This is a genomic window from Echinicola pacifica DSM 19836, from assembly GCF_000373245.1.
Taxonomy (GTDB): Bacteria; Bacteroidota; Bacteroidia; order Cytophagales; family Cyclobacteriaceae; genus Echinicola; species Echinicola pacifica.
This window is the reverse complement of sequence record NZ_KB890750.1, coordinates 231,997-258,049: the sequence shown is the minus strand read 5'-3', so window position 1 is coordinate 258,049 and position 26,053 is coordinate 231,997. Positions and strand designations below refer to the sequence as shown.

Here is a 26,053-nt window from a genome sequence, read left to right as displayed (position 1 = left end):
GGATATTTAAAATGAAGATAAAAGTAAAAGTTAACTATATATATTCCCTGGCTCTTCTGACGCTGTTATTCATAAGCAAGGACGGCTATACTGCTGGGCTATCCAAAAGCGTCCTTCAGGACAGTACGATCGTAGAGGGAAAGGTAGAAAATGAATCGGTAGATGTGGCTTTTGGTACCATGCGAAGGCCTTATGTAAATGGCTCCGTGGTGACCATAAGTGGAGAAGAGCTGGTAAAAAGCCGCTCCTCTAATATCATGATCGCTCTTCAAGGCCGTCTTCCTGGCTTGAATATCATTCAAACCGGCGGTGAGCCTAGCTTGGAGACATTCTCCGCTCAGGTAAGAGGCCAGGATTCTCCAAATGCCAATACTATTTTGTTTTTGGTGGATGGAATAGAGCGTGATCCGCAAGGAATAGACCCCCACGAAATTAAGCGTGTTACCGTCCTAAGAGATGGGGCAGCACGTGCGATGTATGGCATGCGTGCCGGTGCAGGGGCTATTCTTATTGAAACTAAAAGAGGGTTTAACGGTAAGTCCAAAATCAATATCTCTTTTGATCAGGCATTCCAGAGTCCTACTCGCTTGCCTAGCCTGGTCTCAGCATACGACTATACCAGAATGTATAACCAAAGAGTGGCCAACGATACCCTATACGCAGATGCTCAGGATATCGCTTCTGGGGGCAATGGCCTTGACCAAAGTGGAACTCAGTTTTACACTCCTTATGAGATGGAAAGATACCGCTTGGCGGATTCCACGGAGTTTTATCCAGTAAGGGATATGGTAGGGGACTTTATGAAAGACTATTCCCTGATGAGCCGGTTAAATATAAATTTTAGAGGTGGTAATGATGCAATGAAATTCTTCACCTCCGTAAGTTATATGAATCAAAGCGGTCTTTTTGAAAACGTTCCTTTTGATGAATATAGCTATAATTCCAAATCAAAATCCAACCGCTTTAATTTCAGAACCAATTTAGATATCACCCTTTCCCCAACCACAGAGGTATGGGTGAATGTTGGGGGCTATCTGGAGCGCAATAATTCCCCGTATATTGGTCCGGGACAAGGCTGGGACTATGCAATATCCAAGCTCTATGAAACTCCAAACAATGCTTATAATGACCTTACCCCAGATGGAGAAGTGCTAGTAAAGCGTGATAAAATCGAATTTAGAAATACCCAATCCATCTTCGGATACCTTAATAGAACAGGCTCTCAAGCCGAAACCGTCACCCGTCTGGGTAATACATTCGGGATACGCCAGGAGCTGAATGCCATCAAAGGCCTGTCTGTCTCTGGTCAGGTTTCCTTTGATGTACTTTCAAGGAGCTCTCAGCAAAGGAGTCGCTCCTATGAATCGTATGAGGTGACCACCTTCTCCGATATCAGCGGCGCAGATTCATTAGGATATGCCCTGATTCCGGGGACCTCCAATTCCACCTTGTCCGACAGCCAAACGAAGTACTTCTACTATATGTATAACCTCCGTGCACGAGTGGACTATAACCGTGTTTTTAATCAAAAACATGAGGTAATGGCCACCCTTTTAGGGGAGCAAAACCGCGCACAAAAGCAAATTTTATTGCCTAATAATTATTTAGGCTTCTCCGGGAGATTCTTATACGCCTATGATAGTAAATATATAGCTGAGGCCAATTTTGCTTATCAAGGTTCGGAGCAATTCTTTAAGGACAATAGATATGGGGTATTTCCTTCCCTAGGCTTAGGATGGGTACTTTCCAATGAGGATTTTATGAAAAATTCCACAGTGGTAAACTATATGAAGCTGAAAGCTACGGTGGGTGTCACTGGAAATGCAGCCTTTAATTATGATGGGAATAATCAATTTCTATACATCACCAGCTGGAATCCAAATGGAACGGAAGACCAGCTAGGCAATGAGAATTTCCAATGGGAAACCTTTACCAATTATAATATTGGGGTAGAGGCAAACTTGCTCAATTCGCTCTATTTAAGTGCTGATTTCTTCTATAATGACAACTCAAACTTGGTCGTCCAAAACATCGATATTATTCCTAATGGGATGATGGGACTGGGTGGAGCTTCACTGCCACCTGCCAATATAGGTTCTTCCTTCAATAGAGGCTTTGAGCTGGCTGCAGGATATGCCAAAAACCTTTCCAAAGACTGGTATATCAATTTGAGAGCGAATATGAGCTATTCTAAAAATGAAATTACCGATCTAGCCGAGGTGCCTTATGATGATACTTTTGCTTATCCTTATAGAAGTAAGGGCTATCCGATTAGTCAATACTGGGGATATCGCTCAGCAGGACTGTTTAACTCCCAGTCAGAAATTGACAATTGGGCAGATCAGTCCGCATTAGGTGGAGTTCCCATCCCTGGGGATATCAAGTTTGAAGACCTCAATGGAGATGGTCTAGTGGATCAAAAGGATATTGCTCCTTTGGCCAGTGGAAGTGTGCCTCAAACCTTCTTTGGTCTCAATATACAGACCACCTATAAGTGGTTTGACCTCAACATCTTCCTTAATGGTGCCACTGGCAGGAATGTACTGCTTTCAGGATTTGGTAGATGGGCAAATAGAGATAACTTCACCGAGTATATGCAAAATGCCTGGACTCCTGAAAAGGCGGCCAGCGGCGAAGATATTGTATATCCTCGATTGGGAAATAATACTACCAACTACCGTACTACTAATTATTGGATCGAAGATGGCTCATTTTTACGACTCAAAAATATCGAGCTCGGTTATACCATGCCTACCCAGGTTTCAGATCGGTTGAATGCTCAGTCCATTCGATTTTATATAAGTGGTCTCAACCTGCTCACCTTCGACAATCTTCCGAATCAGGATTTTGACCCAGAAGTGGCAGCAGGAAGTAATATCAATTATCCACTGATCAAATCCTATAATCTTGGTGTCAGTGTACAATTTTAATGCTATTCCATTTAAACAGAACTGAAGATGAAACTATTTAATATATATACCAAAGCACTGCTAGTGATTTCATTGCTAGGAACTAGCAGTTGCTTAAGTGAAATAAATGAAGAGCCTGTCAATAAACTGACGGTAGATCGCCTGCTAAACAAAAGCACCATCGTCAATTTTCGGGATAGAAGTTATGATAAACTAAACAGCACCTTTCAGAGCTATCATAATGGTGAAATTCTGGACGCCTATACCGATGACGCCTTCAGGGCAGGTACAGGTACTCCCTTTGATTGGAACAGTGGCTTATTATCGCCGGATCGAAATATGTTTTCCTCTACCTTATGGGACTCCTATTGGGAGGGAATCCGAAAATCTAACCTGGCGATGGAATATCTGCCACAGTCACAGGTGCCAGAGGATTTGATTACCAGACAAAATATCGAAATGTGGGTGGATGAGGCTAAGTTATTGAGGGCCTGGTATCATTTCATGCTAATCAAAAACTTTGGACCTATTCCATTTACTGACCAGGCTTATAGCCCGGACTTTACAGGTTGGGCAGACCTGGTTCGTCCTAGCTATCAGGAGATCACAGACCGTATAGTACTGGAAATAGATGAGGTGATCGCGGCGGGAAGAATCCCACTTAGACAAGCCGCCAATAATGAATTTGACAAGGTAAATATGGCTGTGGCCTATGCCTTGAAGTCCAGGGTGCTTTTATTCAATGCCAGCCCGCTCAATAACCCCAATGGGGACAGTCAAAAATGGCAACGTGCCGCAGATGCGACAAGGGAGGCCATTGATAAGGTGGCGGGAACCTATTCTTTATTGCCTATGGCGGACTATGATAAACTATTCAGTCAGGATGCGACAGTGTTAAACTCGGAGATCATCATGAGATCCGCTATCAATGGTGCACCAGAAATGAATGCCCAAAACGGGGTAGATCTAGCATCTTATGGCTCCGCTACACAAAGTAACAATGCTGGGGTGGTACCAAGTCAGGAATTGGTAGATAGCTTTGAGCTGACCAACGGAAGCCTGCCAGTGCAGTCATATACCAATGAAAGCCATACTGCAGTGGAATTGGCACCTAATTATAGCGAGGCGACAGGAGCTGACCCCTACGAAGATAGAGATGCACGTTTTTACCATGCTATAGTTTATAATGGAGCCATTTATGGTCGTTTTAAAGGCATGGCCGCAGCTGTTCCAGATATACAAATATTCACGTTCCAGGGTTTTCCTGGCTCAGGATTTAATGAAACTCCAACCTCTGATACCGAGGTGGACAAGAGAAGAAGTACCACAGGCTATTATGCTAAAAAATTTAGAAGTGCCAACTATTGGGGTTCTACCACAGGGGGGGTCGATGCCAACAAAATTTTCTTTAGGTTGGCAGAGCTTTACCTCAACCTCGCAGAAGCAGAATGTGCCTTGGGTAACCTGGGAGCAGCAGCCGAAGCACTCAACATCGTAAGAGAAAGAGCCGGTCAGCCACAAATCCAGTCCGTTTTGGGCTATTCAAATGATCAGAATTGGTTGATGAATCGCGTTCGCAATGAAAGACGTGTGGAGCTGTGCTTTGAAGATCATCGCTTTTATGATCAGAGAAGATGGGATATCCTTGAGACAAACGGAGCCTTGACAGGAATGAAAATTACCAGTTCTGACGGAACCGCAGAAGGAGAGTTTTCTTACGAAAGAGTGAAAATCGACGTGCCTAGAAGTGCGACTTCCGATCATTACCTGATCTTGCCTCTGGCTACAGAAGAGGTGAGAAGGTTACCAGGTATCGGACAGCCTTCTGTGTGGCAATAGAATTACCCTTTGAAAACTGGGGACGGAATATTGGTGAAAGCCTTTTTCGTCCCTTTTTTTATTATTCAATTAAAACTACAAATTGTGTTTAACATAATAAAAATTATTGGTTTTGGGCTAGCAGTATTGGGGATAGGGCTGGGGGCAGAGAGCATGGCGCAGACAAGGATGATTGCGGATGATTGGGTGGCCACGGATGCACTAGGCCGAGAGCTGCCTTCCTTTGCCGAGGTGGGGGAGCTCAGGAAAGACAAACTCGTGGGCGTATTCTATTATATATGGCATGGTGCCCATAATGAGGAAGTGTATGATATCACCCAAATCCTTGCGGATGATTCGGCCACAAAAAAATGGGGTCCAGAGGGCGCTTTCCACTTTTGGTCGGAGCCAGAATATGGGTATTATAGGTCTGAGGATCCTTGGGTGATCCGCCATGATCTGCAGATGCTAAGCAATGCCAAGGTGGATTTTATCTTCTTTGACGTCACCAATGGATTCAGCTATCTGAATACCGTAAGGAAACTCTGTGAGGTGTCTCTGGAAATGAGAAACCAGGGAATTCCAACACCAGAAATTTGTTTCCTTACCAACTCGAAAAGTGGGAAGGTGATGAATGAGCTTTATGATGAGTTTTACAGTAAAAATGATTTCAAGGAGTTGTGGTTCTATTGGGATGGAAAGCCCTTGGCCATGGCTGAGCCAAACGACCCTATCCTTCGGCCTGAGGTAAAGGAATTTTTTACCCTCAAAAAAAGCTGGGCATGGACAAAATCCAGGACAGAGCCTAACCACTGGCAATGGCTGGATACCTATCCACAGGACTATGGATGGAGCGATACCCGCTCCAGACCTGAGCAAATTACCGTTTCTACGGCTTCTCACCCTCATCCAAATATTGGCAAAAGCTTCCATGATGGTGCCCAACCAGCGGTAAATGAACAGTATATCACAGAGGTAACAGACGAAGGAAAGCAATTTGCAGAGCAATGGAACCAAGCACATCGTATAGACCCCAGCATAGTGATGATTACCCAATGGAATGAATGGGTGGCGCAGCGATTTATTTGGAATGAAAAAATGGACAAAAGCTATGATGGAATGTATGCAGGTCGGCCCATCGCTATCGGCGATAGCTGGTTTGTGGATGCTTTCACCAAAGAGTATAATCGCGATATCGCTCCCATGAAAGGTGGATATTCGGATAGTTATTACTACCAAATGGTGGCTAATATCAGGAAATTTAAAGGTATGGAAGCACCACAGCCTTATCAGTCCAGCCCCATAAGCGTGGAAGGAAAATTTGAAGATTGGAAGACCGTAAGCCCAGTGTATCGCGATCCTAAAGGGGATATTGGACACCGAAATTTTGAGGGCTATGATCCCACCATGAACTACACGAATACCTCAGGGAGAAATGATATAATAGCCTCAAAGGTAAGCTATGACCGTGAATCCATCTTTTTTTATGCCCAAACAGCTGCTCCTTTGACCTCTCCAGATGAGGAAGGTTGGATGCTCTTGTTTATTGATGCGGACCAGGATAAATCCACAGGCTGGGAAGGCTATGATTTTGTGGTCAACCATGGAAAAATTGATAATAATAATAGCACTTTGAAGAAATGGAATGGGGAATCCTGGGAGCTAGTAACTCAGCTGAACCTGAAAGTGAAAGGATCGGAATTAGAGCTGGCCGTACAAAAAAAACTCCTTGGTTATGGGGCTAATAAACCGGAATTTAACTTCCATTGGATGGACAATCCTCAGCAGTTGAAGGACATTTCGGCATTCTTCCTAGAGGGTGACTCTGCCCCAGACCGGCGATTTGACTATTCCTTCCAGCCTAAGACAAAATAAATCAAGTGTAAATCCCTGAGATTAGTGCAGTCAAAGGTAAAGTTGCTTTGGTCTAACTGAAATAAATTATATCATAATCAAAAAAGGCTAGTACTTCTCATTAGGTTGAGAAGTACCAGCCTTTTTACATTTCCAAGTACCCTGCTGAACCACGCTATTCCTTGCATTTTTCACTGTATAAGGTAACACTCAGTCTTTGGCAAACACCAAAACTCAGGCAGGAAGAGTCAAAAATTGAAGAAAAATTGAGGAGATAAGAAGAATAACAAAGCTCCATCAGACCTCGTAAAAAAGCAATTCATCCATAATAATTTAATCTCCAGGATTTCCTGGCCGGCAATAACAGGACTATTAAGAAGAATTTTCTAATGGTTTGTAGACCGGATTATCTGATCATCCAGCCAGCTTTGTTTTAGGGATTCCCTAGGCGTGTTGGGATATCCAGAGGATCATCAAAGTCATCCCCAGAATTCTTCCTCCATTCCTTCATGGCGCTCCTGAGTTCCTCTAGCTTGCTTTCATAGTCCTTATCCTGAGCGAGATTATTTAGCTGCCCGGGATCAGTATTCATATTATATAATTCCTCAGCAGGTCGCCCTGATTCCAGCATTCGTAAGGCAGCATACTGCTCAGGAAATAACTCTTCCGCATGCTCAGTAGCCGTATAGCTCTGGTTTCCCCAGACTTTTTGCTCCTGGAGATCTGCAGGAAGAAGGTAGTCCTTATCGGGCATCAGGTTTAGGATATAATAAAATTGCCCATCAAAAACAGCGCGACTGGGATAATGCTCCGCTCGTGGTGGCCCATGGGAATTGTGCTCTGCAAATATATACTGCCGCTGAGGACCAGTATTTACCTTATTCTCCAATATTCCTAGCAAAGAACTGCCCTGTACAGTACTTGGAATAGGCAGTCCTGCATAATCTAAAATAGTGGGCATAATATCTATATGTGATATTAGCTCGTCCTGGACGATATTTTGAAGAATCTCAGGACCTCTTGCGATAAGGGGCACATGCATCCCGGCATAATAAGGAGAGGCCTTGGCACGGTGGTAAGGCTCCCCCTGATCACTCGTATAGATGATTAGGGTTTCTTCATAAATGCCCTTTTCTTGTAATAGCTCCACGATGGCCCCCACGCAAGCATCCGCTAATTGGATACAGCCAAAATACTTACTGAGATCCTTCCGCATCTCCGGTGTATCAGGAAGGTACGCAGGAACTTCTATATCATCAGGATCTGCCATATATTGAGGGAACTTGCTCATATGATGATCAAAATTCCTATGAGGTGGACTGATATTCGCCTGAATAAAGAAAGGCTGATTACCTGTTTCTGAATCTTCAATAAATTGCGCTATTACCTTCCGGAATTCCTCAGGATCATTGCTCACGGGATTTCTGTCGGAATAGGGAAATTTCCATGGGGGGCTCATATGAAATTTCTGGGTGATTGCCGTATAATAATTATTGGCCTTTAGCACCTCAGGAAGCGTCTGAACGTATTCATGCACGCCCACCTTGTCCACGGTGGACGACTGCCTGCCAAATTCCTGATCAGCATCCGAAAGTCTTGGCGTGACAGTATTCCGCCAATGGCCATTGGCATGGGGATACATACCCGTCATGATCGAACTTCTACTCGGGGAGCACGAGGCCACCGAGGCAAAGGAATTAGTAAATAATACCCCCTCATGAGCAAGCTGGTCCAGATTGGGGGTTTGGAGACCCTTGGTGCCCAAAGCCGATAAATGCGCACCTTGATCATCCGTCAATATAAAAATAATATTGGGGCTTTTACCCTTGCTCACTTGCTGAGCATTTCCCTCACTTCTCCATCCACATAAGCATAGTAATCCGATGAATGCCCAAATGCTAAATTTCCTCATAGTTGTATATCCGTTAAAGAGATAATGGAGGCTTTTGCTTAAGAAAATCTCTGCCACATCCTCTCATTTCTTGCTTATAAAGTATTTCATCCTTTAGTAAATAATATCACTGGTCAAAACCCCTTCTACCTTCCCTTATAAATTGACGATTATAAGTCCGTTTTATTTATATACATACGTTGAAATAGTATTTAAATCCCCTTAATACTAAATTATCTGACCTTCGGTCAAAATTATTTATTCATTGCCATAGGACTATTATTTAGCAAAAGGTCCCATATTGAAAAAAAACATCAATTTGACTAATAGTCAATCCGGACTGAAACTAAATGACCACACCAGAATCTATTCATGGTGTGGTCTTCTTATTAATAGTACATAAGGGTAAAGCAACTTTTAGCGAACTCATTATCATTATGAAATTTGACAAGTAGAGGAGCCCAATGATAATCAGGACTCCTCAATTAGTAGTCAAAATAGCTTTAATCATTGAGGATGGTAAGTCCCTCAGGTGCCTGTATTTCTGTGGAGATTTCACCTTCGGAGTTTTTGGTATGCTTTACGGATAGGACGCCAAACTTGGTAGGGTAGCTTCCTTCCACCCATTCGAGATCACCGAGGTGCGGGTCGATTTTGACGGCATTTCCTCCTTCATGGATAGATATGCCCAGCACATGTTGGGATAGCCAAGAGGTGGGGCCTGAAGCCCAGCCATGACAAAGGGAGTGACGGAAGCCGATATAGCAATAATCGCCATATTCTCCATGCACATCCACTTTACCCGGCTCGGGTAATTCATCGATACGGCCAGCATTTTCTGCCCAATCGAGGTTAAAATCTTCCCAAAATGTCGTGGCTCCAAGGTCTAGCATGCCACCCCAATAGTCGCGGATCACATCCATTGCTCCAGTATAGTCGCCCGCCATTGCTCTCGCCTGCAGGACATAATAACCGTAGAAGGTGGATACACCGGCGTTAGGGTCTTTAGATAGCCACTTTCTATTCACCTTCTTCGCCTTCTCCAGTCCTGAGATAGCCAGCAGGGCTGCAGCAGATTTATTATCATTTGGGTCGGGAACATGCGATTTCAGCAGGTCAATACTTTTTTGATAGGAGTCGATATGCTGAGGCTGCTCCAGTATTTCCGCCAATTCTATACCCGTCTGGAACACCATCACCATGAGGCTTTGCAGGCCTGCATGTACCGCTTCAGTATTTGGACTAGTGGGCCAGTCAAGAAACCTTCCTTCCAGTGTTTCCTTGCCGTTTTCATCAATATTTTCCTGCAATAAACTCAACAGTTTAAAGATATAGTCTTCGTGTTTTTTGAGATACTCAATATTGCCGAAGGACTTATACCATTCATGTTGGATCAAGATCCACCAGATGGAGTAGGAACTGATTCCATTCATCCAGGCAGGCAGATCTGTGATGTCCTGGATGAGATCAAGGCTCTTAGGAACCACCTCATTGGGACCAAATACGGAAGTAATCGTCATTACCTCAGGATGCATATCTCCCACCCATACCAGACGGTCTCGTTTGATCCCGTCCCATAAGTATTCTTGCATATTTAGGTGTACTGTATAGGCACCCACTTCCCAAATTTTATTCAGGCGTTCATCATTTGACTTGAAACTACCTAGATAAGGGATGTCCCTATATATGGATATGGCATTGACCTCTTTGAGTTTTAGCGTCCTATCTTTGTCCAATAGTTCGATGCGCGCAAAGCGGAAACCACTATTGCCAATCTCGATTTTTCCTAACCATGGAACCGTCACGTCCATCTGTCGGATCGCATGCTCGTTGGTGGCGGAGGATCCCACGACATCGGACATGGCCTCTGCCACAGATTCTCCCAAAGTCACTTTGACATTGATGGGAATCTTTCCCTCAAACATCCCCGTGACAATCTGCAAACCACCGTGCAATTCTTTCCCAAAATCAAGTAGAAAAGCAGGATTTTCACCTAGCGAACCGCTGAGGGTACAGATATTTTTTCCGACCAAATCAGCCTGACCATTTCCTGGGAGTAAGAGCCCCTCACTATTCTGTATAAGAGTGGAATCAGACAGCCACATGATACGCTGAGGCGTGATATATTCCCGCACACGGGTATCTTTATAGCTGTTGCTGCTGGCTTGTGGTCCTTGTCCTATTACCTGCATACTGTATAAGAGCATAGACATCAATAGGAAGGGCTTTAGAATAGACATAGTTATAATTTACTTTGAAGTAGTAGAAACATTAATTGTATAGGATCCAGCCTCATAGGATCCGATGAAGGAAAATTTCTCATCAGATTCTTCCCTTGCGATGACCGCTTCACGATTGAGGGTGATTTTCTGGTCTTTGGCGTGGATAGGCACATAGATATCGGCAGTGGTATTTTCGGGTATGGTGATGTTCCATGTAAATTCCCCCTGCTCATTATGCCATTCACTGGTGATCTGTCCATGGCGGGAGCGGTGGGAGGCTTTTGTGTTTTGGATATACTGGCTGAGGTAGGGCTTGAAGATTATTTTTTCAAATCCCGGAGTCTCCACGCTGGGGTTTATTCCGCCTAATCCAGAGTAAAACCAGGCATCAAAGCCTCCTTGCATGGGATGACTATGAGAGCGGCCATTATATAATTCGGCCAGGTCTTTTACTGGCAGCACTTCCCAGAGAGTGGTGGCATCATATTTTTCCCACATATAATCGAAACTATTCACCCCCGTTTTGGTCAGAAGCCGATAAACCTCTGCTTCCTGGCCGTTTTCACTGAGCACTTTAAATAGCCTGCTAATGCCAAAGATCCCAGTGGTCAGGAAGCCATCTCCATTTCCATGGATATCTTTCACTATGGATCGGGCCACGCCTTTCTTAAATTCATCGGGTACGATGCCGATTTCCAAGGCCAAAACATCAGCCGTCTGGCTTCCATAGGTGCTGTCCTGAGGATTTAGAAATTCCCTATTAAAGCTGCTAATGAGTTGCTTCAGCTGTTCTTCATACCTCCCTTGATCCTGACTCCTGCCTAATACTTTGGCCGCTTCGATCATTAGTTTTACATCCAGAATATGAAAGGCACTGGAGCTGATTGGCACTGGGCACTCGATCGTCTGATTTCCCGAAGGAGGGCACCAATCGCCAAGTCCATGGGTGATGATGCCATCCACGTTTTTGGCTTGGATATAATCTGTCCATACTTTCATGTCTGGGTAGAAGGTCTCCAAAATTTCCTCTTGTCCATAGTACAGGTAAAGATACCAAGGCACCTGAACCTGCGCCGTACCCCAGTCCGGAGAGGCAATACCGCTGGTTCTTCTGCCGGGCACAATCATAGTGGGTATCCCAGCAGGTTTTTTGATCACACTTCGATCATGAAAGCTCTCCCCAAAATACAGTTCATTAGTGGTATTACGCCCGGAAGAGCGCATGTCAAACATATATTTGGTCAGAAACAGTCGCGAATCCATATTATAGATCAGCGCATGGATGACAGCATGTGCATCGCCTGTCCAGCCACATTTTTCACGATGTGGACAGTCTGTAGGGATGCCTTGCATATTTCCTTTGATGGTCCACACAGTCAGATCATGGAGTTTATTGATAGTTGGCTCTGAGCTGGTAAATGTTCCCGCTTGCTCCATGGAAGAGTATAGGACTTTACCGGTTAGAAAATCCAAGCCAGGTTTTTCCTTCAGGCCACTGACCTCTATATATCGGAAGCCATGATAGGTAAATTGTGGCTGCCAATATTCCATCTCGTCCCCTTTGCAGATATACTTACAGGTTTGCACATGTTTGGTGGCCTTCACCCCTGTGGAAGTGGGGTCGATATTTCCACTGTTGTCTATTTCTTCGGCAAATCGCATTGTTATTTCTTGTCCGGCAGTACCTTTCACTTGAATTGACGGCCAGCCGGTAATATTTTGCCCCAGGTCAAAGACATATAACCCTGGCTCAGGCTCAGTGATTTTCACCGTTTTCACCTCTTCCATCTCCCGGATAGGAGGCAGGTATTGCTCCTTTAGCTGCTTAGGATGTAGCTTGGCTGGGGATGCAGCCTTCCATCTGTCCTCCCTAGTCTCATCTAGCTCCCTGCGGGCATCATAATATTCGCCAGCATAGATATTGGAGAAGGTGATGGGGCCCGTTTGCCACTGCCAGGACTCATCCGTCCCGATGACCTCTCGTGTCCCATCACCATAGTTGATTATTATTTGTGCGATGAATACAGGCTGCCCATAGATCATGGATTTATTCCATACCACATTTTGATTGTACCAGCCATTGCCTAGCATGACCTCCAGCAAGCTATTTTGAAGCTCCTCCGGATCAAGGTCATAAGCAGTATAGAAGGTATAGTCTTCGAAGTTGGTCTGAGCAGGGTCTAATACATTCTCGCCGATCTTTTCTCCATTGAGGAAAGCCTCATAGAACCCTGGTGCTGAGATGTATAATCGTGCATTCTCCACCTCCTTGGACTTGTTAAGCGCTATTTCCTTTCTGAATACTGGCAGCGCGGAGTCCGCATGATAGTCGAAACTTATCCAACGGGCCTTATTCCAGTCTCCAGGATAGCTGAGAGGAGGGAAGAAGGTACTGGCATATTCTTCCAGTGCATTCTCCTGGGCATCCCAGGTGCTTACAGTAACATGATATTCTTCCCCTGCGCTTAGAAGGTCTCCGCTATACTTGATATCAGTATGCTCAGAGGTGGCTTGTTTTTCCCCTTTCCATATTTCTTTGCCAGATTGGTGAAGACTTATTTGGTAGTAAGCCTGGCTGGATCCTGCCCAACTAAATCTAGGCACATCGTCAATATTGGTAATGAAGTTGACCTCCATACTTTCCCTATCCTCCTGTGGGAGGCTGGGGCTGCATCGGACACTTAGGCCTATCAGCAGAATAATGAGTACGGTATTAAGGAGCGATTTCATAGGAGTACGTTGCGGTTAATCAATTTTATTTATCGTCACTGGACCCAATAGTCCAGAGCTGCGCGGCGCCTCGTCCACTTTTACATCATTGACCGAAGTCCAAGTGTATCTTTCTGCCTCCGGCAATTGCAAGTCTCTGATTAATCGATTTCTCCACAAATTGGCAATTTTGATTTCCAGGGTATTTTCCCCCTTCTTTATAGCCTGGCTAATGTCCAATCGGAACGGCTTGATCCAAGAGGTACCCACTTCCTGACCATTCAGGATCACTGTAGCCATCACGCTAATATCTCCTAAATCTATCTGATAGCTTGCACCTTCTTCGATCTCTGTCACTTGGAAGGTCGTATTATAATCTGCGGTTCCTGAGTAGAATTTAATTGAATCGGTGTCAAAACTCGTCCAATCCACCAGCTTATCTAATTTGATAGGGGCTTGTGGGCCGATATCCTTATTATTGAAGTCCAGTGACCATGCAGAACTGATAGTCTGTACCTGATGGCTTTTAGGGAAGTTCTCCTTATAGCTTTTAGCCTCTCCGTGCTCATCCTCAGTAAATACCACAAACCAGCTTTCGGATGCTTCAAACTTCAGGGGAACACGCAGACCCTCTGGCAGCACCTCGTATTCGGATAGTTTTCTGATTTCTCCTGTTACCGCATTCCATAGTTCGGGAGTCTTGTCCTTCACCCTGAATACGGCCTTGGTAGAGACCTTATCATCGCTCTGATTGCTAAGGAAATAAATGTCCATATTCGGAGCTTCACGGTGTGTCCATAGGATAGGGTCATCTTCTGAGAGGATCACATCTTTGCGAAGGTTTAGGTGGTCGAGAGCCTTCTGAAGCGGCATATTATCCAAGATCAGACCTTTACCAAAGGGTTTTATGAATTCAGTATCACCATAGTCATTTTCGCCCCACATCTTTCGGGCATGGCTAGCCACTATTTCATCTGATTCCGGAAAATTTTGCAGGCTAGGGGAGGTGCTAGGTTTTGAACCATAAATAGCCAATCCCTGACTTACCATTTCCTCTATCTTTGTCAATAACTCCGGAGTCATGGTATTTAATGGTGGCAATACCAGCAGGCCATAATTCATCCCATCGGGAAGAGTGAGCTTGCCATCCTTCACCTCGGCTCTTTCCAGCAGTACCTCCGCATTCATATAATCGTAAGAATATCCCTTCGGAATTTCCGGGTCTTTCACCCCAGTCATCACCGGTGCATCTTCTCCAATGAAATAAGCGATATCGGCAGCATATCTACCTTTGGTCAGCATATGCTGGCTTCTTCGGATATAGTCCATCCATGATTTTGACTGCTCAAACCAAGTATTATGACGATTAAATTCGGTGCTGAACCAGGCATTGACACCTGGCTTACGGCTATCATCGGGCTGCTGAATATATAAGTGGAGCACGAAATGGTTTATACCTTCCGTAAAACTCCAGTCACCACGCTTCTTAAGCAAGGCAGGATGTCTCAAATAACTGCTGTTGGCGGCGGTAAAAGCCTCCGCAGAGGTCACCGGTTTGCCGTAAATATGGGCAGCAGAGGAGGAGGCCTTACACTCTATATTTCCCAGAGCACCTTCATTCCAAAATTCCCCACTCACCAGATTGGACTGCCCTCCATACATGAGGAATTCGGATGGGAATCCCCAATGTCCATAATTCTCTAACCAAAGTTTTAACCCATGCTCATTACTGACTTTTCGGAGTCCACCCACGTATTCATAGGCGACCTGGTCGGCCACCAGCCTACGCATATCCCAGAGGAATCGCTCGGAATGGGTCAGGCTTTTCACCACTTTTCCTGTATATACTGGAAGGAAGGGTACGGGATCATAGCCGTATTTATCCTCGAATTTCTCTGCAAAGCCATCCGTCCAGTTTTGAGATCCCATCTCATAGCTATCGGCGATCACATACTTGAATGCGGATTTACTTTCTTCCGGAAGCCTCTCCAGTAGTTTACCTACAAATTGGTCAAAGTGGAATCGGATAAGTTCCTCACTCATCTTGTCAATTTCATAGCCTTTGCCTTGCGGCGCAGATGGGGAGTTTTCGGTTCCCGTGGGAGCCATCCCGAATCTATATACGGTCCAATTTCCCTCAGGAGCGGACCAGTTTAAGTTCCCATTCTCATCCATTTTGTCACTTAGGTCGATGATTTCGTCCACCTGAGTGACCAATTTTGGATCCACCTCCTGCTGATTGGATGCCCATTGGTAACTCGACCAGGTGGGCGTCGGGGTAGGGTGCATTTTGGCCATCTGCTTCTCCACATAATGGTCTAGCGTAGCCTGCTCGGAGAGGGAGATTTCTGCAAAGCCTACATTCCTGGCACCTTTGAAATTATTGCAAGTCAGACGAAATTCATTCGTCTCTGGAGCGTCGATGGACAGCGCCACAGCTCCTTGGATATTTGCGCCCACATTGGGCTCCATTTTACTTCGGTCAAAGGTAAATTCCCGAACCATCTGATATTCACCATCCACCTTGGCCTCCAGGCTACAGTCGCACTTTAGCGGCTTATCCCCTGGGCTGATAGATATACTCCTGGCCTGAATAGGCTTATCAGTCTGTATTGATAGGCTATATTCTTTATGCTTTGCCAGATCAAAAGATGGCGTGGTCGTTAGTTTCCGGTCAGCCCAAAATTGACCATCAGTTACGGATGGAGAACTGGAAAATCGGGTATTTTCGGAGGAAACAGTAAATAGATCTCCGTTATTCTTAACTCCTAGCACATAGGTATCCTGAAATTCACTGGTAGGCTGTGGAAGGGGTATTTCAATATTTTTACCTCCAAGAATGACCGTTTCGGAGAAAACAGTATAGCGCATCGCCATATCAGATTTTACCCAAGGCCCGCCGGATTGGCTCCAGCCAGGACAGTTGAATAATCCAATATCTACACCGAGTCTCTTGCCTTCATTTACGGTGTGCACCAATATCTCCCACCATTCCTCACTGAATAGCGGGACAGGTCCATCCTCGCCATTCGGGTTGATATTCCCAATAAGCGCCGCTCCGATGCCCACTTCTTTCATAGCTTCTAAATCCTTAGTAACCCCTTCTTTCGAAATATCATCATTAATCCAATACCAATAACACCAGGGCTTTACGCTGTCTGGCGGTATCTGAAATCCATCTACCAAGGTCTCGTAATCTATTCTTCCTATCTCAGGCGTTTGAGGGGTGGATTGACAGGCTATGTTTAGCATGGGCAATAAGCCTAAAAGGAAAAAGTAGAAATTGTTCTTTCTAGATAATATATCCAGTTTCATAGAATTTTTATTTTTGATGAGATGATGGCTTGCGGGCCGACTACTAATTATTTTCAAATCACTTATCTTGAAGAGGTGATATAGATATATTCTAATTGGAGATCATTATCCTTATTTTTAGCTATTTGTTGTGATCTAAGCGTTCTGCCTTTATAAGAAAAATAGGGATTGGCCGAGCCAAATAATATTATCGATAGTGACTTAATAGATGAATGGAGAAGGTCTATCCACTCATTAGAAATTCTTATTGACGGAAAAAATTGGCTCTTGGAAGGATGAGAATTTTTCATAGTGTTTGGGCTTTTGAGAATTGGACTTAAGGTTTAATATAAATTAAGGGAATTATCCATTTGAAATTATCCTGCCTTGTACTGTCCCCATTGGCAGGCATATTAAATGTATCTGCCCCCATACCGAAGATTGGAGACCTGTATATAAATAATAAAGTATAGGATTAAGATAATCTTCTCTTTATTGACCTAATGTAATCAGAAAGATCTGCTTTATCGATTTATGATTGCTTAGCATCTAGCTGCTATTACAGACAAAAAAAATGCAACTCCCTGAGGATATCCAGGAAGTTGCAGGGTAGGAAGGGCTAAGAAAGAACCTTATTTTTTGATAGCATCGGCATTATGAAGTCCTATAGGAGGCACTCCAATATCCTGTGGACGGTATTTTGAAGGGTCAAAGCTTGGGTTAGGAATAGGCGTCACCGTATTGGCGTCCTGCAGATGAGCCTCTATAAGCGCATCCAGCTCAATTACTTTCTCAGGGAATAAGGAGCTAAGATTATTAGACTCGCTGATATCCCATTTGATATTATATAGTCTATAATCATGTTTTTCATTTTCTCCCTCATAAAACAAGCGTATAAGCTTCCAGTCACCGGAATGGACGGCCATAGAGGCAGGCAGCCAATCAGGTACTTTTGGAGTATGAGGGAAGTAGGTAAAGATCGGCTGACTTTCGTATTCCTCACCTTTAAGTACAGGGCTGATATCATGACCATCTATGGCATAGTTAGAAGGTAAAGAAATACCAAGCTGTTTCAGGATGGTTGGATAAAAATCTGTGGATTGGATCGTGACATCAGTTCTGGTTCCTGGCTGTGTAAGCCCGGGCCATACCACGATGCAGGGCACACGAATTCCCCCTTCATACATAGTGGCTTTTCCACCTCTAAGTGGAGCATTGCTAGTGGGAGGGTTGAGGATCTTCTCCCCCGAAGGCAGCTCATCGACCAGACCATTATACATATTTCCTCCATTGTCACTGAAGAATATGATAGCGGTCTCATCGGCAATACCCAGACGCTCCACCTCATCCAAAAGACGCCCAACCGCCTGATCCATAGAGTGCACCATGGCAGCATAGGTTGGAGAATGTTGGGGGTCGTTAAGGTCCATTTTTGTTTGGTAATACTCAATAAGTCCCTGCTTGGCATCAAATGGGGCATGAACCGAAAACTGCCAATAGTTCATATAAAAAGGCTTGTCTTTCTGCTGCTCCCTTAGCCACAGAATGGCTTCGTCGGTCATTCGGTCTTCGATATGCTCCTGCGGATAGTTTTCTGTGAAATTCGGGAATTTCCATGGAGCGACAAAACTCCCTGCAGGCCCTGGTCCGGGCCAATGAGGGATATCCACCTCATAGCCATGCTCCAGGGGAGAATAAGGCTCTTTTCCAAGGTGCCATTTGCCAAAGTGAGCCGTGGAATAGCCGGCAGACTTGATCAACTTTCCCAAAGTAGGAAGCTGCGTATCCAGCCTTGAGACCGATTGGGTGATGATAGCCTTACTTGAAGGACTGGCATTTGGCGCTACCTGTGCCTTGAGGATCAACTGATCTGTATGTGCTGTGGGTGCCGTAATACCATTTCTAGAGGGATTTTGCCCTGTCAGGATACTAGCTCTAGTGGGCGAGCATAATGGACTCGCAGCATAGGCATGAGTGAATGTAAGACCTTTAGCCGCAAGCCTTTCGAGATTTGGCGTCTCATAGAAGTCTGTATTTCCATATAAGGTCACATCGCTCCAGCCTAGATCATCCGCAAGGATGAAAATGATGTTTTTAGGTTGTTTGTTTCCTTGGGCCTGAGCTTTGAATAATATCAGAAGGAAAACCACCGCTAATGCAAAGCGATTCCGGGTATAATTTAAAGCCATTTTATTATTTTTTATTAGTGATAACATATCCTTGAGATTGATATTGACCAAGTAGGTCGATGTATTTTTCATCCCGAACATCCTTTTGAGGGTCGTATTCAGGATTTGGAATGGGCCAGTAGCGGGCCTCAATATTACTTTCCATCCAGCTCATCAGCTTGCCGAAAAGCTCATTAGTAAGTTCGGGATCACTGCCGGACAAATTGTTTTTCTCATATGGATCTTTCTCAATATTATATAAAGCCAGTCTCCCATGCCAATCGAAAATCAACTTATAATCTCCTGATCGTATGGCCGAATGGGGAGTAAGTGGATATCCATCTGTCGGATTATTATAGATTACATTGAAGGGATAGTGCCAGAAGTGATCGGTTTTGGTATAGCTCTTTTTCTTATTCTGTGGATCAGTAAGCAAGGGTAAAAGGCTTTGGCCATCTAGGTTTTTGCTTTTCACGATTTGCTCCGCAGGATATCCCGCAGCATCCAGCAGGCTAGGGAAGATGTCCGTGCAGTCAACAGGGATGTCCACCCATTTCTTCTCGGGTAAAGTCCCTTTCCATCTGAAGATCAGCGGTACTCTGATACCACCTTCTGTGAGGCAAGCTTTGCCCCCTAGAAAGGGACTGTTATCTGTGCCATCACCTTTTGGAGTGATCTTGGAATCTATGCCGCCATTGTCGGACATAAATACCACCAAGGTGTTTTCTTCAATGCCCAGCTCTTCCAATTTATCCAATATAGCCCCGACAGATTCATCGAGATTTTTGACCATCGTGGCATATACTGGATCATGGTGCCCATTCCAGCCTTTACTGTCTTTTCCTTCATAATAGTTTATTTCTTCCTCAGGTCCTTGGTAAGGGCTGTGCACCGCAAAATGAGAGAAATAGAGAAAGAAGGGTTTGTCCTTATTCTTGGCCTCCCGCTCGATAAAACTCAAAGCCTGTTCCGTCAGGTCATCGGTAAGGTATTCTTCCCCGGTTTCCATTCCAGCATCTCCCATTTCCCACTTGCTTTGTGGCATATTTGGATAAGGACCTTTGGTATTGATATTCCAGGCATTTTTCCAATTATAATAGGCTGATCCACCAGCGTCATACCAAGCGAGGGCCTCAAAGCCCTGATTTTCGGGTTGGTACCCCTTGGCGCCAAAGCCTCCAACATGCCACTTGCCGATGAAAGCAGAATGGTAATCTTCCATGGCCTCGGCAATGGACAATTCATCCTTTCCCTTATCCCAATCAGCACCAGAAGGGATAGCTGAATTGGAGGTGCTATTGAGCATGGCCTGTTCGATTTTGATATTATCGGCATGACTTAGCACATCATGAGCATAATAGCCCTCAGGTACTTCTAAGTTTTGGTTATAGTAGGTTTCGCGAGGAGGCATAGCCGTGGTAAAGCCCAGCCTTCCTGCGTACTTTCCTGTTAATATACTGGCTCGGGTGGGGGAGCATAGCTGATTGGCATAGGCTTGGGAGAAAGAAATTCCCTCACTCATCATTCGATCCAAATTGGGGGTTTCATAATACATCAGCTCCGGGTCGATGCCGAGAATCTTTTGTGCATATCCTTGAGTATCCATGATGCCATAATCATCCGCAAGGATGAAGATGACATTGGGGCGTTTGGCTGTGCTGTTGCTTACTTTGGTATGGGCGCTATTGCAGCTGAAGAGCTGTGATACTGCCAGGAGTAAGCATAGGGTATTAATAGTCTTCATATTTATTGAGGTATGATTTCTTTGAAATTATCTAAGCCTTGGAGCATATCATCAAAATGAGGATGACGGACCCAAAGATGCCTTTTTTCGGAGTCAAAATCTGGATTTGGGATTGGCATCGCCGCAGACACCTCCTCGCGCCAATTCTGAAGGCTAGTGTATAATTCTGCTGCTAGCTCTGGCTGCTGAGCCTTCAGGTCAATGCTCTCACCTATATCCTCTTCCAGATTATACAGCTCCACATGATCGTCCTGCATAAAGTGGATCAACTTCCAGTCGCCCTTTCGAATTGCGCTAGCTGGCTCTGCATGGTGGTAAACAGGATAATGCCAATAGAGGCTACGCTCAGGCTGCGGTTCTTCCCCTTCAAAAATCTCCTCTAGGTTTTGGCCATCTATCTGTTGGCCGTGCGATACCCTTCCTTTGCCGATATTCATGAAGGTGGGAAAGAAGTCTATGCTGCTGATCAGGGCATCGGATTTCGTACCCGCCTTGATTTTCCCTGGCCATCGGACGACCATGGGTTCGCGAATTCCCCCTTCGAATATCGTCCCTTTCTCCGCCCGCAGAGGAGCATTGGAGGACGCTATATATTGCAAGGAGTCGTTCTCGTAATAGGATAAGCTATGTTTGTCAAGAAGTGGGATTTCATCGAAGCGCTTCACCAGTCCTCCATTATCAGAAAAGAATACTACCAATGTATTTTCTGCGAGTCCTTCTTTTTCCAGTTTATCCATGATCCTCCCCACGCTTGTATCTAAATGCTCAATCATGGCGGCATAGATGGCATTGGAAGGATAATTTTTAGCTTTGGGCTTCCTGAGGTATTTCTCTATCAGCTCAGCATCTGCATCCAACTGCACATGCACATCATAGTGTGCCAAAAACAGGAAGAACGCCTGCTCCTTATTACTTTCGATAAAGTCTATACTCAGATCGGTCAGGGCCTCAGAGAGCACCTTATCTTTGGGGAATTCCTGCGGTGGATGCAGCTTAGCCCCAAAATTAAAATATCCCCCACCATTATAAACCACACTTTCATCATACCCCTGATTTTCGGGAAGATGGTTTGGCTTTATTCCTAAATGCCATTTACCAAAGTAACCGGTTTTATAACCTGCCTCCTTGAGATTTTCGCCAATCGTTTGGTATTCCTCCGGTAGGTATTGGGTTTTGTTGGCCGGAACTCTTAGTTTTTCGTAGGGGCGCCAGTGTCCGGGAAGAAAATCATTGATACCTATTCGAGCGGGGTATTGGCCCGTCTGAATACTAGCCCGCGTCGGGGAGCATACTGGATTGGCAGCATAAGCATTCGTGAAAAGCATGCCCTCACTGGCCAGTTTACTTAAATTCGGCGCCTCATTGAATGCATTTCCATAAAGCGGCAGATCCGCCCAGCCTAAATCATCCGCTAAGATAAAAACGATATTGGGCGGGGGTGCTTCTGTAGCCGGCGAACAAGAATAGGCAATCGCTCCCAGCAATAGAGCTGTGCTGGCTTTGATATATCGACGTATGAATTTTTTGAATATCATAAGTGCATTCTATTTAATTTAAGGTAAAAAGATAATTCGCTCGCCTGGAAGGTGCATTGTCCCCTGCGGAGAGAATGTCCTCTAAGCAGTCCAGTTTTTCGATAGCATCCACCCAGTGAAATTCAAAGTCCAGCCCACCAGACGTTCTCAGGTATTTTATAGGAATAGCGAGCATCAATTGATTTCCCTTAAGCTGAACCTCCAGGCTATTCAGTTTTTTCCAGCCTTTATCTTTTTGGAAGGCTTGCAGAGTGCTGGTGTTTTTTCCATAATGGTCCAGATCGACCGCCAAATCATATCCAGCAAGACCTGTATCGCTATCTCTGTCTATATTGATTAGTAAGCTTAATTTGCCTCCTTTGCTGACCTTAATGGGCTGTAGTGTTTGGACAAGGAAATAGACCTTATCCTTATCATAGCATATTTTTGAGGACTCGAAATCATTCCGTCCAGATTCATCAATATAAGGACCTACAGTACCTGATGCAATGCTATTTCTATGCATAGTATCGCCTATATGGTCATAGTATTCTGTACTTACAGCATCCCACTGGTCAAAATCACCAAGGATATTGATGGAGTAGGAGGTAGCAGAAGGAACTTTTCGGCTGCCTTTATACTTTCTGATATTCGCCATAAGCTGGTAATAGTAATTGTCTCCATGCCCTCCTTTCATGGGTTCGATATCACGGCTAAACTCCTGATTATACTGGTCAATGAAATAGGCTTCACCGGGCTGAATGGGCTTTCCTCCTTTACCCAAATGGGCTCCTGGGTAGAAATTCCATTGTTGAAGCTCTTCGGAAACATTTTCTTCCATTACTTTTTTGCCGGCCGACCACTCATTCCAGCCGGTCACAAACACGAATTTAGGTTCCACTTCAATGGCCCGGTTCCACTGCTCCTGAAAATACAAGCCTTCATCAGTAAAAGCCGTAAGGTCTTGATCATCCAATTCGGGCTGGTGAAAATTATGATAACTTCGGCCTATATTGGATAGGGGGTGCTGGGCTGCCGATACCGGGATCATTTCCGCCTCCGAGGGATCCTTGCTCCATGATATGGCCTGTGGAAAATGGTCCACCCAAGGCCATTCATCCTGACCTTCCTCATACCATGGGAGCGTGGTCCAGGCCCAGCTTTGTTTCAAGGTGAAGAATTCCCGGATAGTAGATGAAAATACTATATCATTCACCTTATTTCGGGAGGGGATTTCATGTTGCCCATAAAGCAGTAGTGGCTTATCATTCCAATAAAACCATAGATCCTGATAAAGTCCCTGTGAATAAAAATCTTCCCAAAGTTTATTCACTGATTTTTCACTTGCCAGAAACGCTATATCGGGAGTTTTTTCGCCAATAGCACGCATTTCTGTATAGACTTTACAGAGGGTCAGGTAAGTTTCCCGATAGGTACGGTCGTTGGTGACATCCATGATGATGACATCCACTCCAGCATCCATAAGTTGATAGGCATGCTTTCGGATGGCCCATTCCTCATTATTGAGATAATATCCTATCTCAGGCTCGCCCCAGAAATGTGCCCCTGGGCCCCAGTTGGGGTTTTTGGGGTTTTCCTGGAGGATCTCAGTAACATTATATGGGCCTGTTTTGGCTGGAGTATCATGATTGATAAAGTAAAACATCCCCACCGTACGATCCTGCTTTAGGGGTCCTGTCTGACTGGCAGAGGGGAGAGTCCGTCCCAGGTGGTCCGTAGCGACCCATGTATCACTCATGACCTCTCGTTTGGATTTTAGACTTAGGTTTTTGCCATAAATGGGCTCTTTATAGCGCACCTCATCCCAGGACTCTATGCCGATGGTCTTTAGGTAAGGGTCATACACTAGGTCTTCATCCTCTTGGCCAAAGGCCCGGTACACTTCCCACACAGGTTTCTTGCCTGAGGGATCTTCTTCATCATCAGGAAATCTCCGTAGGCCTATACGCAGGCCTCCCTCACGGCGGTTGTCCTGCCAGTTATGATATTGAAAGCCATCGATTCCCTCCAAATATTTGATTTTTTTCATGGCATAAGCCATTCCTGCGGCTTGTTCATGGAGGTCCTTTTCGCTATAAGTGGGAGAGTTCGTCCCATTTTCGGATAGATATAGCAGCCTTTTTTCCGTACCCTTATAGCGTACCTCAGGCAGCTGTACCCACGCATTCAATACTTCGATATTTTTGAAAGTTATCAATGGGGTTTCATAGTTGAAACTTACTTTATTGTCCAGCCAGGTTTTGGGCTCGCGTAAGGATTCGGGGTAAGGGTGTTGGGCGATGCCCCAATCGAAATCACCTTCCGCCCTGGAGAATTGCAATAGGTATTCGAGTAAGTCCTTGGACAGGTAGAAGTGAGGATTGGAGGTCCAGTTCCAATAGTGGGTCAGTGTGATGAATACTTTAGAATTGGGGTTATAGCTTTTCGCGATATTATTGATGATCCTCATGGATTTATGATAGAGATCCAGAAATACAAGGGCCGATTTGTCCCCAGCATTGGTCCATACCCAGCCAGCATCCACCTCATTGTGCACTATCCAATGGTTGATACGGCCATATTTCTTGTCCTGGCGCATATACCGATCTGCCAGGAAATCGATCACTGCTGCATAATATTGTACCCCCTCAGCGCTGGTGACATTTGGCATGCTGTATATGCCCGCTGGATCACAGTCCGGATGCTGCAAGATCTCGCCTATGGTTTTGTCTGGGGAGCCAGAGGCCTTGTCCACCAGTATTATAGCAGAAACCTCTATATTTCTGTCAGCCGCTTCTTTAAATGATCGGTCATATCCTTCAATGGATTTCTGGTCTATATAATAGGTTTTGCCCATATATTCATGCTCCAAATGTCCTGGAGCAGCGGAGGAGCGATAGAATTTATTCAACCATATATTGATGGTCACACTGGTGATCCCCAGATCATCCAAATCGGAGGTAGGAGCTTCGCGGCCAGCACTGTATCCACCTATTCCCTTAATAGTCGAGGGCCGCACAAAATCGTAATCGTACTTGGAAACTATAGCGTCAGGATGACGAGCATGGGAGGCTGGACGGAAACCTTCCTCCGTTTTCTTCACCACCAGCCACTTGGACAAAAGACGGTCATACCTGTATCCATCACGCTCTATGAACCGATCAATAGAGCTTGAGAAAGTCCCTTTATTTTTTGTATTGAATTCCTGGACAATTACCAGTTCCTGTGCTTCAGTGGCATTGGCATAAACAGGTACTTCGGCAAGGGCATATTGACCTTGGCTCTGCCCAAGATCTCCCTCTATATCTACGCTGCTTTCACCTACGCTGACCTGATGGATGCCCGCCTCATAATCCCTCCCAAGGTATTCCTGTAATCCTTTTTCATATATAGCCTCCTGCTGTTTTATGGCTTCTTTATTTGAGAGGATTTCCTTTTCCCGGGCTGTCATCGCTCGTATCTCCATGGCTCTGACTTGGATATTCAAGCCAGCAGCTCCACCAAAATCCATTCGTAAGATGTCCCCAGATTTCCCCCAGTAGGATCGGACTGCGGAGATATCGATAGTAAACTTTACCCAGCCCTCTGTAGATCCGATGTCCTTGATGATAATAGGATGAGGATCTTCTTTTAGGGGATAAAAATAGAGCTCGAAAAAATCCAATCCTGTGGGACAGAAATATTCAAAGGAAACCATGCTGGCATTTTCATCCAGGTCTGCTGTGAGTGGCTGAGCGAATATATATGGGTCTGCACCTGTCGTGGTAATGTCATAGGTGTGTAAGTCAGTCGAGCTGACCTCCATATCATGTGCCTTGCTAAGATCAAAAATCAATGGATCAGGCTCAGCAGGGAATAGTATAGGCAGAAAAACTATAAATAAGGAAAGCAGATTACTCATGTCTTCGGATATAATATGGGTTAATGTTA

11 protein-coding genes are annotated in these 26,053 nt (G+C 44.9%); 3 read left to right on the top strand and 8 right to left on the bottom strand.

The window, feature by feature from the left end; translation table 11 throughout:
• Window positions 1-11 precede the first annotated feature (11 nt).
• From B050_RS0111745 to B050_RS22395, 3 genes are all read left to right on the top strand, one after another.
• Complete coding sequence (locus B050_RS0111745) at window positions 12-2,930, top strand: SusC/RagA family TonB-linked outer membrane protein (RefSeq protein ID WP_018474115.1); 2,919 nt, start codon at window positions 12-14, stop codon at window positions 2,928-2,930.
• Between the two features lie 27 nt (window positions 2,931-2,957).
• Window positions 2,958-4,748: a RagB/SusD family nutrient uptake outer membrane protein gene (locus B050_RS0111740; protein ID WP_018474114.1), complete on the top strand. Its 1,791-nt coding sequence runs from the start codon at window positions 2,958-2,960 to the stop codon at window positions 4,746-4,748.
• Window positions 4,749-4,832: 84 nt separating this feature from the next.
• Window positions 4,833-6,602 carry a hypothetical protein gene (locus B050_RS22395; protein WP_157492759.1) on the top strand — a complete coding sequence of 590 codons (1,770 nt, stop codon included), beginning with the start codon at window positions 4,833-4,835 and terminating at the stop codon, window positions 6,600-6,602.
• A 412-nt stretch (window positions 6,603-7,014) separates the two neighbouring features.
• Here the strand turns inward: B050_RS22395 and B050_RS0111730 are convergent, their stop codons facing one another.
• From B050_RS0111730 to B050_RS22915, 8 genes are all read right to left on the bottom strand, one after another.
• Window positions 7,015-8,493 (bottom strand): sulfatase family protein, encoded by a 1,479-nt coding sequence (locus B050_RS0111730; RefSeq protein WP_018474112.1) that lies wholly within the window; start codon window positions 8,491-8,493, stop codon window positions 7,015-7,017.
• 482 nt (window positions 8,494-8,975) lie between these two features.
• Window positions 8,976-10,712 (bottom strand): alpha-L-rhamnosidase-related protein, encoded by a 1,737-nt coding sequence (locus tag B050_RS0111725; protein WP_205744993.1) that lies wholly within the window; start codon window positions 10,710-10,712, stop codon window positions 8,976-8,978.
• A gap of 9 nt (window positions 10,713-10,721) precedes the next feature.
• Entirely contained in the window at window positions 10,722-13,424 is a 2,703-nt protein-coding gene (locus B050_RS0111720) for an alpha-L-rhamnosidase (RefSeq protein ID WP_018474110.1), read from the bottom strand.
• A 15-nt stretch (window positions 13,425-13,439) separates the two neighbouring features.
• Window positions 13,440-16,718: a glycosyl hydrolase gene (locus B050_RS0111715; protein ID WP_157492757.1), complete on the bottom strand. Its 3,279-nt coding sequence runs from the start codon at window positions 16,716-16,718 to the stop codon at window positions 13,440-13,442.
• Window positions 16,719-17,329: 611 nt separating this feature from the next.
• Window positions 17,330-18,886, bottom strand: coding sequence for a sulfatase (locus B050_RS0111710; RefSeq protein ID WP_157492755.1), 1,557 nt, complete (start codon window positions 18,884-18,886; stop codon window positions 17,330-17,332).
• 4 nt (window positions 18,887-18,890) lie between these two features.
• Entirely contained in the window at window positions 18,891-20,609 is a 1,719-nt protein-coding gene (locus tag B050_RS0111705; RefSeq protein WP_018474107.1) for a sulfatase, read from the bottom strand.
• Window positions 20,610-20,611: 2 nt separating this feature from the next.
• Complete coding sequence (locus tag B050_RS0111700) at window positions 20,612-22,144, bottom strand: sulfatase (protein ID WP_018474106.1); 1,533 nt, start codon at window positions 22,142-22,144, stop codon at window positions 20,612-20,614.
• A 13-nt stretch (window positions 22,145-22,157) separates the two neighbouring features.
• Window positions 22,158-26,024, bottom strand: coding sequence for a DUF5722 domain-containing protein (locus tag B050_RS22915; RefSeq protein ID WP_018474105.1), 3,867 nt, complete (start codon window positions 26,022-26,024; stop codon window positions 22,158-22,160).
• Between the last annotated feature and the right edge of the window lie 29 nt (window positions 26,025-26,053).

What these genes read in the sequence shown, in the direction of transcription:
- B050_RS0111745 (WP_018474115.1), top strand. Translation starts at nt 12, where the DNA reads ATGAAGATAAAAGTAAAAGTTAACTATATATATTCCCTGGCTCTTCTG.
- B050_RS0111740 (WP_018474114.1), top strand. Translation starts at nt 2,958, where the DNA reads ATGAAACTATTTAATATATATACCAAAGCACTGCTAGTGATTTCATTG.
- B050_RS0111730 (WP_018474112.1), bottom strand. Translation starts at nt 8,493, where the DNA reads ATGAGGAAATTTAGCATTTGGGCATTCATCGGATTACTATGCTTATGT.
- B050_RS0111725 (WP_205744993.1), bottom strand. Translation starts at nt 10,712, where the DNA reads ATGTCTATTCTAAAGCCCTTCCTATTGATGTCTATGCTCTTATACAGT.
- B050_RS0111720 (WP_018474110.1), bottom strand. Translation starts at nt 13,424, where the DNA reads ATGAAATCGCTCCTTAATACCGTACTCATTATTCTGCTGATAGGCCTA.
- B050_RS0111715 (WP_157492757.1), bottom strand. Translation starts at nt 16,718, where the DNA reads ATGAAACTGGATATATTATCTAGAAAGAACAATTTCTACTTTTTCCTT.
- B050_RS0111710 (WP_157492755.1), bottom strand. Translation starts at nt 18,886, where the DNA reads ATGGCTTTAAATTATACCCGGAATCGCTTTGCATTAGCGGTGGTTTTC.
- B050_RS0111705 (WP_018474107.1), bottom strand. Translation starts at nt 20,609, where the DNA reads ATGAAGACTATTAATACCCTATGCTTACTCCTGGCAGTATCACAGCTC.
- B050_RS0111700 (WP_018474106.1), bottom strand. Translation starts at nt 22,144, where the DNA reads ATGATATTCAAAAAATTCATACGTCGATATATCAAAGCCAGCACAGCT.
- B050_RS22915 (WP_018474105.1), bottom strand. Translation starts at nt 26,024, where the DNA reads ATGAGTAATCTGCTTTCCTTATTTATAGTTTTTCTGCCTATACTATTC.